Source organism: Streptomyces sp. NPDC056479, from assembly GCF_042795335.1.
Lineage (GTDB): Bacteria > Actinomycetota > Actinomycetes > Streptomycetales > Streptomycetaceae > Streptomyces.
Genome location: NZ_JBHTRZ010000012.1, coordinates 23,309 through 34,983, shown reverse-complemented (window position 1 = coordinate 34,983; position 11,675 = coordinate 23,309). Strand labels below are relative to the sequence as shown.

Annotated in this window: 8 protein-coding genes; 2 read left to right on the top strand and 6 right to left on the bottom strand. The window is 72.0% G+C overall.

The window, feature by feature from the left end:
• Window positions 1-78: 78 nt before the first annotated feature.
• The 6 genes from ACFQ6S_RS37885 to ACFQ6S_RS37860 form a co-directional block, all read right to left on the bottom strand.
• A complete protein-coding gene (locus ACFQ6S_RS37885) occupies window positions 79-471 on the bottom strand; it encodes a hypothetical protein (protein WP_383419805.1) in 393 nt (130 codons plus the stop codon).
• A gap of 105 nt (window positions 472-576) precedes the next feature.
• Complete coding sequence (locus ACFQ6S_RS37880) at window positions 577-4,305, bottom strand: ABC transporter ATP-binding protein (protein WP_383419803.1); 3,729 nt, start codon at window positions 4,303-4,305, stop codon at window positions 577-579.
• Window positions 4,306-4,393: 88 nt separating this feature from the next.
• Window positions 4,394-5,425, bottom strand: coding sequence for an esterase-like activity of phytase family protein (locus ACFQ6S_RS37875; protein ID WP_383419802.1), 1,032 nt, complete (start codon window positions 5,423-5,425; stop codon window positions 4,394-4,396).
• Window positions 5,426-5,493: 68 nt separating this feature from the next.
• The gene (locus tag ACFQ6S_RS37870; RefSeq protein WP_383420258.1) at window positions 5,494-6,282 is read right to left on the bottom strand and encodes a serine hydrolase; all 789 of its coding nucleotides are present in this window, start codon (window positions 6,280-6,282) and stop codon (window positions 5,494-5,496) included.
• Between the two features lie 190 nt (window positions 6,283-6,472).
• On the bottom strand, window positions 6,473-7,135 hold the full coding sequence (locus ACFQ6S_RS37865) for a hypothetical protein (protein ID WP_383419801.1): 663 nt from the start codon (window positions 7,133-7,135) through the stop codon (window positions 6,473-6,475).
• A 169-nt stretch (window positions 7,136-7,304) separates the two neighbouring features.
• On the bottom strand, window positions 7,305-9,173 hold the full coding sequence (locus ACFQ6S_RS37860) for a glycoside hydrolase family 3 protein (protein WP_383419799.1): 1,869 nt from the start codon (window positions 9,171-9,173) through the stop codon (window positions 7,305-7,307).
• Window positions 9,174-9,621: 448 nt separating this feature from the next.
• Here ACFQ6S_RS37860 and aroA point away from each other — a divergent pair, with 448 nt between their 5' ends.
• Both aroA and ACFQ6S_RS37850 read left to right on the top strand, forming a co-directional pair.
• Window positions 9,622-10,857, top strand: coding sequence for a 3-phosphoshikimate 1-carboxyvinyltransferase (aroA, locus tag ACFQ6S_RS37855; protein ID WP_383419797.1), 1,236 nt, complete (start codon window positions 9,622-9,624; stop codon window positions 10,855-10,857).
• Window positions 10,858-10,885: 28 nt separating this feature from the next.
• Complete coding sequence (locus ACFQ6S_RS37850; RefSeq protein WP_383419795.1) at window positions 10,886-11,467, top strand: RBBP9/YdeN family alpha/beta hydrolase; 582 nt, start codon at window positions 10,886-10,888, stop codon at window positions 11,465-11,467.
• Window positions 11,468-11,675: the final 208 nt, after the last annotated feature.

Genomic DNA, 11,675 nt, shown 5'->3' with positions numbered 1-11,675 from the left:
GGCTGTGCCGTACCTTGCGCCTGCCTGTGAGTTCTCCAAGGAGGACGCAAAGACAAGCGGCCCGCTCCCGTCAGGAGCTCAGCACAGGATCCAGCCCTTGCTCACCGTCCCCCGCCCCACCCGGCCCTTGACCCACACACAGCGCTGGCCCGCGTGGACGGTGACCGGGCCGGCCCGGCGGGTGCGCAGGCCCTCGTCCACGACCGGCCTGGCCCGGTACGCCTGGACGCTGACCTTCATCCACTGCCTGCGGCCGGGGTCCTTGGGCAGGGTGATGGCGCAGACATAGCCGCCCCGCTTGTAGACGTACAGGGTGCCCGTCGAGAAGGGGTACGTCTTGACCTTGCGCCCCTCGCAGCGGGTGGGGGCGGCGGCCTGTGCCTGTGACGGGGCCGCGACCGCGAGTACTCCGGACGCGGTCAGCAACGCCAGGCCGACCGCCAGCCGTCGGCGTATCGCACCTCTGTCCACTGTTTTGTCCTCCCCGTACCCCGGCAATGAGCGTACTGGTGTACGGACGCACGGCGTATGGCGGATGGTTGCACGACCGTCACGCGCGCACCGCGGCCGACCCCCTCACCGGCCCACCCCGACGGGTTCCTCGGGCTCGGCCTCCCCGAGGAAGGTCCGCCACAGCTCGGCGTACCGCCCGCCCAGTGCCAGCAGTTCCTCATGGGTGCCGTCCTCGGCGACCTGTCCGTCGTTCATGAGGACCACGCGGTCCGCCCGTGCGGCCGTCGTCAGACGGTGGGCCACCACGAGGGTGGTGCGGCGGCCCGCGAGTCGGTCGGTCGCCTGGTTGACCTGGGCCTCCGTGGCCAGGTCCAGCGCGGCCGTCGCCTCGTCCAGGAGCAGGATGTCGGGGTCGACCAGCTCGGCGCGGGCCAGCGCGATCAGCTGGCGCTGGCCGGCGGACAGGTTGCGGCCGCGCTCGGCGACCTCGTGGAGGTAGCCGCCGTCCAGGGTGGCGATCATCTCGTGGGCGCCGACCGCGCGGGCCGCGGCCTCGACCTGGGCGTCCGTCGCGTCGGGGCGGCCGTAGGCGATGGCGTCGCGGATCGTGCCCTGGAAGAGGTACGCCTCCTGCGGGACGACCCCGAGACGATGGCGGTACGACGTGATGTCCAGGGAGCGCAGATCCGTGCCGTCCACCGTGACCCGGCCGCCCGTCGGGTCGTAGAAGCGCGCCACCAGCTTGACCAGCGTCGACTTGCCGGCGCCCGTCTCGCCGACGAAGGCCACCGTCTGACCTGCCGGGATCCGCAGTTCGATGCCGCTGAGCGCCGCTTCCCCCGCATCGGCACCGCCGTACTTGAAGTGCACGTCCTCGAAGGCGACGTCACCCCGCAGCGAGAGCACCTCCAGCGGCTCCTCGGCCGCCTTCGTCGACGTCGGCTCCCGCAGCAGCTCCTGGATGCGGCCGAGCGAGACCGTGGCCTGCTGGTAGCCGTCGAAGACCTGGGAGAGCTGCTGGACGGGGGCGAAGAACAGGTCGATGTAGAGCAGGTACGCCACCAGCGCGCCGGTCGTCAGGGTCGCGTCGTCGATCCGGCCGCCGCCGACGATCAGCACCGCCGCCACGGCCGCCGACGACAGGAACTGCACGAAGGGGAAGTAGATCGAGATCAGCCACTGGCCCCGGATACGGGCCTGGCGGTAGCTGTCGCTGCGCTCGGCGAACCGCGCGCCGCCGTCCCGCTCGCGCCGGAAGGCCTGCACGATCCGCAGCCCGGACACCGACTCCTGGAGATCGGCGTTCACCAGCGACACCCGCTCACGGGCGAGTTCGTACGCCTTCACGCTGGCCCGGCGGAAGTAGTAGGTGGCGACGATCAGCGGCGGCAGCGTCGCGAAGACGACGAGTGCGAGCTGGAGGTCGATCACCAGCAGGGCGCCCATGATGCCGAAGAAGGTGACGACGGAGACGAAGGCGGTGACCAGGCCCGTCTGCAGGAAGGTCGACAGCGCGTCGACGTCCGTCGTCATCCGGGTCATGATCCGGCCGGTCAGTTCCCGCTCGTAGTAGTCGAGTCCGAGCCGCTGGAGCTGGGCGAAGATCTTCAGGCGCAGGGAGTACAGCACGCGCTCACCGGTGCGTCCGGTCATCCGTGTCTCGCCGATCTGCGCCGCCCACTGGACGGTCACCGCGAGCAGGCCGAGCAGGGCCGCCGCCCAGATCGCCCCGAGGGCCGCCGCCGTGACTCCGTCGTCGATGCCATGCCGGATCAGGACGGGCAGCAGCAGCCCCATTCCGGCGTCCACGGCGACCAGGCCGAGACTGATCAGCAGGGGGCGCCCGAAGCCTCGCAGCAGCCGCTTGAGGCCGTACGACTCCTCCGGACGCACCGCATGCGCCTCGTCGATGCCGGGGACGTCCATCGCCGGAGGCAGCGCCTCGACCTGGGCCAGCAGCTCGGGCGTGGCCGGGGACTCGGCGAGCGCCAGGTCCTTGGGCTCGCGGTCGCCGGTCCACAGCCGCGGGGTCACGCCGCGCTCGGCGTCGAACTCCGCGTCCAGTTCGTCGCGTACGGAGGTGTCCTCCCGGGGACAGGAGGGCTGGGCGTGACCGGGGGAGACGCCGCCGAGTTCGTCGGGGTCGGTGAGGAGACGGCGGTAGAGGGCGGAGCGCTCCTGGAGTTCGTCATGGGTGCCGATGTCGGCGAGGCGGCCCGCGTCGAGGACCGCGATGCGGTCGGCGAGGCCGAGGGTGGAGCGGCGGTGGGCGATGAGGAGGGTGGTGCGGCCCTCCATCACATGCTTCAGCGCCTCGTGGATCTCGTGCTCGACCCGTGCGTCCACCGCCGAGGTCGCGTCGTCGAGGACGAGAAGGCGGGGGTCGGTGAGGATCGCGCGGGCGAGCGCGACGCGCTGGCGCTGGCCGCCGGAGAGGGTGAGGCCGTGCTCGCCGACCTTGGTGTCGTAGCCGTCGGGCAGCTCGGCGATGAAGCGGTCGGCCTGGGCGGCGCGGGCGGCGTCCTCGATCTGCTCGTCGGTCGCGTCGGGGCGGCCGTACGCGATGTTGGCACGCACCGTGTCCGAGAAGAGGAAGGAGTCCTCCGGGACCAGCCCGATCGCGGCCCGCAGCGAGTCGGAGGTCAGCTCGCGGACGTCGTGGCCGCCGATGAGGACGGCGCCGCGCGTGACGTCGTAGAAGCGCGGGAGGAGGAGGGAGACCGTGGACTTCCCGGAGCCGGAGGAGCCGACGACCGCGAGGGTCTCGCCGGGGCGGATCTCGAAGCTGAGCCCGTCGAGAACAGGGCGCTCATCTGCGTAGCCGAAGGAGATGTCGTCGAACTCGACGGTCGCGGGCGCGTCGGCGGGCAGCGTCTTGGTGCCGTCCTTGATCGACGGCTCGGTGTCGATCAGCTCCAGGACGCGCTCGCTGCCCGCGCGGGCCTGCTGCGCGACCGTGAGGACCATGGCGAGCATCCGGACGGGGCCGACCAGCTGGGCGAGGTAGGTGGAGAAGGCGACGAAGGTGCCCAGCGTGATGTGCCCGCGCACCGCCAGCCAGCCGCCGAGCGCGAGCATCGCGACCTGGCCGAGGGCCGGGACCGCCTGGAGCGCCGGGGTGTACTTGGAGTTGAACCGGATGGTGCGCAACCGCCCCGCGAAGAGCCGCCGGCCGACCTCCCGGAGCTTCCCGGTCTCCTGCTCCTCCTGCCCGAACCCCTTCACCACGCGTACGCCGCTGACGGCGCCGTCGACCACGCCCGCGACGGCGGCGGCCTGGGCCTGGGCGTACCACGTGGAGGGGTGCAGCTTGGTCCGGCTGCGCCTGGCGATCCACCACAGGGCCGGGGCGACCGCGAGGGCGACCAGCGTCAACGGCAGCGACAGCCACGCCATGACGACCAGGGAGATCAGGAACAGCGCGAAGTTCCCGATGGTCATCGGGAGCATGAAGAGCAGGCCCTGGATCAGCTGGAGGTCGCTGGTGGCCCGGCCGACGACCTGCCCGGTGGACAGCTCGTCCTGCCGTCGCCCGTCGAGCCGGGTGATCGTCGCGAACATGTCGGTCCGCAGATCGTGCTGGACGTCGAGGGCGAGACGGCCGCCGTAGTAGCGGCGGACGTAGGTGAGGACGTAGACCGCGAGCGCGGCCGCTATCAGCAGGCCCGCCCAGACGGCCATGCCGCGGGTGTGGTCGCCGATGACGTCATCGATGATCACCTTCGTGATCAGCGGGACGATCGCCATGACGGCCATGCCGGCGAGGGAGGAGCCGAGGGCAAGGACGACGTCCTTGGGGTAGCGCCAGGCATAGCCCCACAGTCGTTTTGCCCACCCCTGCTGCGTCACCACGCCGGTGCCCTCCGTTCGTCCTGATCTACCGGAAGACACCAACGCGGACGGCGGGGGATTTCATCCCTCCGTGGCGCTCGGCGACCGATCAGATACGGACACGCAGCTGGTAGAAGCGCGTGGTCTGCGCGGCGTTCTGGTTGTCGTCGCTGACCAGCAGCACCTTCAGGCGGCCCTTCGAGTACCCCGTGACCGCCATGCCCTCGATGTTGTCGAGCAGCGGGTTCGGCTGGGGCTGCTTGGCGGTCGCTCCCAGTGACGGGCAGGTCACGATGTCGGTGAGCAGCGTCTTCTTGACCGGACGGACGCCGTCCTGGCCCGTGAGGTTCTCGACGCCGCTGGTGTCCGTGGCGTGGCGCGGGTCGGCCAGATACAGCCGGACGGTGTTGCCGACGCCGGCGGTGAAGCCGCGCTCCAGGACGAGGAGGCGGCCGTCGGGGGTCGCCTGGACCTCGGGGACGCCGAGGCCGGTGTCGGTGCGGTAAGCGTACTGGCGGCCGAGCTCGAAGTGGCCGCCCAGGGTCCGCCGCCAGGTCTGGAAGCGGACGATGCCCGCGCTGTCACCGGAGAGCGCGTACTCCATCGACGCGAGCAGGGTGCGGCCGCCGGGGAGCAGGGTCAGGCCCTCGAAGGTGCCGTTGGACACGGCGCGGCCCGCGGGGGCGACCTTCAGCGCGTCCGGCACGGGCAGACGGTCGAGGATCCTGCCGTCGCGGGAGTAGCGGCGTACGGAGGGCTCCGTCTCGGAGGAGATCAGCCGGGTGCCGTCCCGGTCGATGACGAGGCCCTCGGAGTCGAGGGCGGCGCCGCTCTCGTCGGCGAGCGGCACGACGGCCTTCGGCGCGAGCGTCCTGCCGTCCAGGCCGAAGAGGGAGGAGCGGTCGGAGAGGGCCGCGAGCGAGCCGTCGCGGTCCACGGCGAGCGCGGAGAAGTTGCCGACGAAGGTGCCCTCGTACGTCGTCTTGTCGAGCGCGTCGGAGAAGCGGTCGAGAGAGACGGAGGGGGAACAGGCGTGGCTGCCCTGCGCGTTGGCGTGGGCGTTCGCGAGGCCGGCGACGGTCAGGCAGGTGGCCGCCGCCAGGGCCGCGGTGGCGGTCGCGATTACGGTTCTCAGGCGCATGGGGGTCACCGTAGGGCGGGTCGGTGACGCGGGGGAGACCGGCTCGTGAAGCATGGCCCGCTTCCGGGTCAGCTCGTCGCCAGGTCCTTGTGAATGGCCCTGGCGACGCCCTGAATGGTCGTGATGCCGTAGTTCATGGTGCTGTTGCCGTGGGTGAGCACCGTCATCGTGTAGTCGTGGCCGCGCCCCTTGAAGGCGCCGACGCTGTGCACCCGCCAGCCGTTGGTGGCACGCTCCAGCCAGCCGTTCTTGACCGCCACGGAGACACCGGACGGCACGCCGTGCGGTGTTCCCCAGCGCTGCGAGGGGACGACCTGGCTCATCAGCTTCAGGAGGTAGCCGCGGGAGTTGTCGCTGAGCACCTCGTTGCGGGTCGTGATGAGCTCCAGCAGCCTCTGCTCGTCGGTGACGGTGATCTGGCTCAGGCCCCAGTAGCCCTTCGCGCCGGCCCTGGTCCGGGTCATACCGGCGGCGGCGAGGAAGCCCTTGATCTTCTTCATGCCGAGCTGCTTCCAGAGCGTCCTGGTCGCGGCGTTGTCCGACTTGACGATCATCGCCCTGCTGAGCGACACCTCGCGGTCGGTCAGATAGCGGTCGTCCTTCTTCGCGTCCCACAGCAGCGTGGCGAGCACGGTGACCTTGGTGATGCTGGCCGAGTCATAGGCGCGGGAGGGGTTCAGCTCGCAGGCGGTGTCCGTGGCGCGGTCGTGGAGGCCGACCGCGACGGTGCCCTTGCGTCTGGTCAGAGCGGCGGTGATGTCCCGCTCCAACTTGTCGGCGAGGCCCGCCTTGGCGGACGTACAGCTGACGTCGGCAGCGGCCGCGGCGGCGGGGACGACGGCGGCGATGGACGCCATGACGACACCGGCGCCCACGCTTGTCGCGACGACCGCTCTCGCACGTCTGGAACCGCCTGTTGACCGGGGTGACTTGGGCATCGACGACATGCTAGGTGAGCGGACCCGTCACACCGTGAATCTGGGCCCGGGGCCGGTGCGGCCGTGGCGGACCTCGTCGGGCCTTCCGGCGCGGGGGCGGTTCGGCCGGTCACAGCGGCCGTGCGCACCCGACCGGCTTCTCCCCGCCCAGTTGGACGTACAGGGCCGTCGACAGCGGGCAGCCGGCGCGCTGGGCTACGGACTTCGTCACCTTGTACTCCGGATTCTGCTTGCCCTTGCCGTCGCACGACGTCTCGCGCACCTGGCCGTCGCCGGAGTCGTAGACGCAGTCGCCGACGATCGTGCGGGGGCCGCCTCCGCCGCCGGGGTCGCCCGGGTGGGGCGGGGTGAGGTTGCGCATGCAGGCGTACCCCTGGGGGATCGCGCCGTCACCGTCCTCGTCGGAGGTCCGGCTCTGTTCGCTGATGTGCAGGACGAAGTCCGTGGTCCCGGGGCAGAGCGGTCCGTCACCCACCCGGCCGTCGTGCCGGGCCACGACCCGTGCCGCCGCCCGCTCGCCGGCACAGGGCACCTCGGTGAAGCTCGTCGTACCGAAGGAACTGCACTCGTCGACGCCGAGGAAGACCTCGCCGTAGCCGGCGGGCCGGGGCGGAGTGGTGACCTGCCGCCCGTCCTCGCTCGCGCTCGTGCCCACCCCGAGCCGTCCGTCCTCCTCCTCCGTCGCCCCCGACGCGCCCTGGCACCCCGTCAGCAACGCGACGAGCAGCACCAGCAACGCCCAGGCCGCCCCCACCGCACTTCTCTCACGCATCGCACTCCCCCCGGGTACCCCCGTCCAGCGTGGCCCGTCGCGGTGGGCGCACGCCAGACGTGCGGGGTCCTTTGCGTCGGTTGGGGGTGAGTGCGCCCGTTGTGTGGCGTACGCGCGCTACGTCCGCGGAGTCATACGGGTGCTACGTCCAATGGGTCATCCGGCGCTGTCAGCGCCGGTACGACAGGCCATGGCCGACCGGATACAGCACCCGCGTCGGATCGTCCGCCCGCTGCACCGGCACCGGCAGCCGCCCGCGCGGCGCCGCCCGACCGGCGATCACCCGTGCGGCCGCCCGCAGTTCGACGTCGGTCCAGGAGTAGGACGCCAGGAGGGCGCGGACGTCGGGCAGCTGCGCCACGTCGTACGGGTTGCGGATCGCCACCGCCACCACCGGCCTGCCCGTCGCGAGGAGCTGTGCGACCAGCGTCCGCTGGGAGCCGGCCGCCGTGACGTTGTACGTCCCCACCACCACCGCGTCCGCCTCGCCCGCCGCCGCGACGGCACGGGCGATGGTGGCGGCGGAGGGTGCCGTGCCGGTGGACAGGGCGGTCGCCGCGAAGCCCAGTTCGGAGAGGGCGGCGGCGAGCACACCGGTCGGCGGTCCCGTCGTACCGGACGGTGAGGCCGGGTCGGCGCCGACGACCAGCACCCTGGGGTGGGTCCGGCGGGAGAGCGGGAGCAGGGACCCCTCGTTGACCAGCAGGGTCGTCGTGCGCTCGGCGATGCGGTCGGCGGCCTTGAGGTGGGCCGGGGTGCCGACGTTCCGGTCGACACCGCCCTGGCTGACGTACGGCTCCTCGAACAGCCGCAGCTTCGCCTTCAGCCGCAGGACCCGCAGGATCGACTCGTCGAGGCGTGCCTCGGTCAACTCGCCGTCCTGGACGGCCTTGAGGACCGCGTTCCATGCGACGTCGAGGTTCGGCGGGTTGAGGAGCTGGTCCACGCCGGCCTTCAGCGCGAGAACGGGGACGCGGTCGTCGCCGTACTTCGTCCGTACGCCCTCCATGCCGAGCGAGTCGGTGACCACCAGTCCGTCGTAGCCGAGTTCCTCGCGCAGGATGCCGGTGAGGATAGGGCGGGAGAGGGTGGCCGGGTCGCCGGAGTCGTCGAGGGCCGGGACCATGATGTGCGCGGTCATGATCGAGTCGATGCCGGCGCGGACGGCGGCCCGGAAGGGCGGCGCGTCCAGGGATTCCCACTGCTCACGGGTGTGGGTGATGACCGGGAAGCCGTAGTGGCTGTCGACGGCGGTGTCGCCGTGTCCCGGGAAGTGCTTGGCGGTGGCGGCGACCTGCCGCCCGCTCTGGTACCCGGCCACCTCGGCGGCGACCATGCCGGCCACGGCGTCCGGTTCGGCGCCGAAGGAGCGTACGCCGATGACCGGGTTCGCCGGGTTGACGTTGACGTCGGCCACGGGGGAGTAGTTCTGCCGGATGCCGAGCGCCTTGAGCTCCTGTCCGGCGATCCGGCCGAGGGTGCGGGCGTCGGCGCGCGAGCCGCCGGCGCCGATGGCCATGGCGCCCGGGAAGAGGGTGGCGGGCTCGCCGACCCGGCAGACGATGCCGTGCTCCTGGTCGGTGGAGATCAGCACGGGCAGGCCGCGGGACTGGGTGAGGGACGCCCGCTGGATGCCGTTCGACAGATCGGCGATCTGGTGGGGGTCGCGGGTGTTGTGCGCCCAGGTGAAGTAGATGATGCCGCCCACGCGGTACTTCGCGACCAGCTCGGCGGCCGTGCGGACGCCGATCTCCTTGAGGTTGGCGTCGATGTCGGCCTGGTCGGGGGCGGTCGCGGAGTGGCCGTAGACCCGCATCACGAAGAGCTGGCCGACCTTCTCCGGCAGGGTCATCCGGGCGATGAGGGCGCGCAGTTTCCGGTCGTCGGGGGTGGCCGCCTGGGCCTGCCCGCCGAGCGCCAGCGCGGTGCTGACGCCCGCGGTGGCCGCGAGGACCGTACGTCTTGAGGGTGTTGCGGTATTTCGCGTGCTTTCCGTGCTTTCTGTGCTTCCCCTGCTTCCCGTGCTGGTGTCGGGCACGTGCGCTCCTTCCGGAGGTGGTGCGCTGAAGGAAACTTCCAGAAGTCACCAATAACCGGGAAGTTTCTGCCAGTCAAGGGAATGGACCGTAACCGAAAAGGGGCCGCCATCGGCGCAGTTGGAGGGGGGCGCGCCGATGACGGCGTGCTGCCGGCCGTGGCACGGCGGAGAGGGTGGTCAGCGATCGCAGCCAGCAGCGAGGGCCGACACCGCACCACGGTGACTCTCCGGCAGCTCGCGGGTTGGACGGGCGGAGGTGGGGCTGGGTTCCCCGGGATGGCCGGAACCGGCGAAGTTGGTAGGGCGGGGTTCAGGGTGACGCGTGGGCAACGGGGGTGGGCTGCGGGGAGGTGCCGAGGTGACGGGGTGAGGTCTTTGCGAGGTCCGGCGCGGGTCCATCCCATGGACGTCCCGGCGGGGCGGGCGATGTCCGGTCGATGATGACCGCATGCCCGAAGTCGACATCCCCGGTTCCAAGTCCATCACCGCCCGCGCCCTGTTCCTGGCGGCCGCGGCCGACGGTGTCACGACCCTCGTACGGCCGCTCCGCTCCGACGACACCGAGGGCTTCGCCGAAGGCCTGACCCGGCTCGGCTACCGGGTCGGCCGGGCCCCGGACACCTGGCGGATCGACAGCCGCCCGCAGGGCCCCGCGGTCGCGGAGGCGGACGTCTACTGCCGCGACGGCGCGACCACTGCCCGCTTCCTGCCCACGCTCGCCGCGGCCGGCCACGGCACCTACCGCTTCGACGCCTCGCCCCAGATGCGCCGCCGCCCCCTGCTCCCGCTGACCCGGGCACTGTGCGACCTGGGCGTGGACCTGCGGCACGGGGAGAAGGAGGGCCACCACCCGCTGACCGTGACGGCGAACGGTGTCGAGGGCGGGGCGGTGACGCTGGACGCGGGCCAGTCGTCGCAGTACCTGACGGCGCTGCTGCTGCTCGGCCCGCTGACCCGCGAGGGCCTGCGGATCACCGTCACGGACCTGGTCTCGGTGCCGTACGTCGAGATCACGATCGCGATGATGCGGGCGTTCGGCGTGCAGGTGCACAGGGAGGGGGACGTGTTCGTGGTCCCGCCGGGCGGCTACCGCGCCACGACCTACGCCGTCGAGCCCGACGCCTCGACCGCGAGCTACTTCTTCGCGGCGGCGGCCGTCACGGGCGGCGAGGTCACGGTCCCGGGTCTGGGCGAGGGCGCGCTCCAGGGCGACCTGGGCTTCGTCGACGTACTGCGGCGGATGGGCGCGCAGGTGTCCGTGGGCCCGGACGCGACGACGGTGCGCGGCACGGGGGAGCTGCGGGGCATCACGGTGAACATGCGCGACATCTCCGACACCATGCCGACGCTGGCCGCCATCGCGCCGTTCGCCTCCGGCCCCGTGCGGATCGAGGACGTGGCGAACACCCGGGTGAAGGAGTGCGACCGGCTGGAGGCGTGCGCGGAGAACCTGCGGCGGCTGGGGGTGGAGGTGGCCACGGGCCCGGACTGGATCGAGATCCGGCCGGGGACGCCCGTCGCGGACGACGCGGAGATCAAGTCGTACGGCGATCACCGCATCGTGATGTCCTTCGCGGTGACCGGCCTCCGGGCACCGGGTGTCTCGTTCGACGACCCGGGGTGCGTACGGAAGACCTTCCCGGACTTTCACGAGGCGTTCGCGGCGTTGCGGGCGCGGCTGTGAGGCGGGTGGGCGTGTCACCATCGGCGCCATGACCGCCTACCTCATCCTCCACGGCTGGCAGAACCACCGCCCCGAGGACCACTGGCAGCACTGGCTCGCCGACCGGCTCACCGAACTCGGCCACCAGGTCGTCTATCCGCCGCTTCCGGACGCCGACGATCCCGAACTGGACGTCTGGCTGGCGGAGTTGGGGCGCCACCTGGCCGGGCTCGACGCGGGGGCCGAGCGGGTGGTGGTCGCGCACAGCCTGTCCGCCGTGGTGTGGCTGCACGCCGCCGCGCGCGGAATGCCGGGGCTCGACTCCGTGGACCGTGTCCTGCTCGTCGCTCCGCCGTCCGGGAGTGTGCTGGCCCGGCACCCGGAGGTCGCCCGGTTCGCCCCGCAGTCCCTGGAGTTCACGCTCCCCGGCCCCACCCGCCTGGTCGCCGGCGACGACGACCCGTACTGCCCCGAAGGCGCCGACACCCTCTACGGCACACCGCTCGCCGTCCCCACGGACCTCCTCCCGGGCGCCGCCCACCTGGACCTGGACGCGGGGTACGGGTCGTGGCCGGCGGTGCTGGGGTGGTGCCTCGATCCGACGGCGCCGCTGGTGGTGCGGCCGGTGTGATCTTCGGGGGCGGCGGCGGGGGCTTCGGGGGCGCCGTTCAGGTGGATCTGGGGGCCGGGTGTGGGGCGTGGTCCGGTGGGCTGGGCTGGCGTCTTGATTCGGCGGTGCCGCTTGTGGTGCGTCTGGTGTGACTGTCGGGCCTTGTGGCTTCGGGGGGCGCCTGCCTGGGCGCTGGTGCGGGGCGTGGTGCGGGGTGCCGGGCCGTGTC

Bases quoted from the DNA above. Each gene is read 5' to 3' on its own strand.
- ACFQ6S_RS37875 (WP_383419802.1), bottom strand. From the start codon at position 5,425: ATGCGCCTGAGAACCGTAATCGCGACCGCCACCGCGGCCCTGGCGGCG.
- ACFQ6S_RS37850 (WP_383419795.1), top strand. From the start codon at position 10,886: ATGACCGCCTACCTCATCCTCCACGGCTGGCAGAACCACCGCCCCGAG.
- ACFQ6S_RS37870 (WP_383420258.1), bottom strand. From the start codon at position 6,282: ATGGCGTCCATCGCCGCCGTCGTCCCCGCCGCCGCGGCCGCTGCCGAC.
- ACFQ6S_RS37865 (WP_383419801.1), bottom strand. From the start codon at position 7,135: ATGCGTGAGAGAAGTGCGGTGGGGGCGGCCTGGGCGTTGCTGGTGCTG.
- aroA (WP_383419797.1), top strand. From the start codon at position 9,622: ATGCCCGAAGTCGACATCCCCGGTTCCAAGTCCATCACCGCCCGCGCC.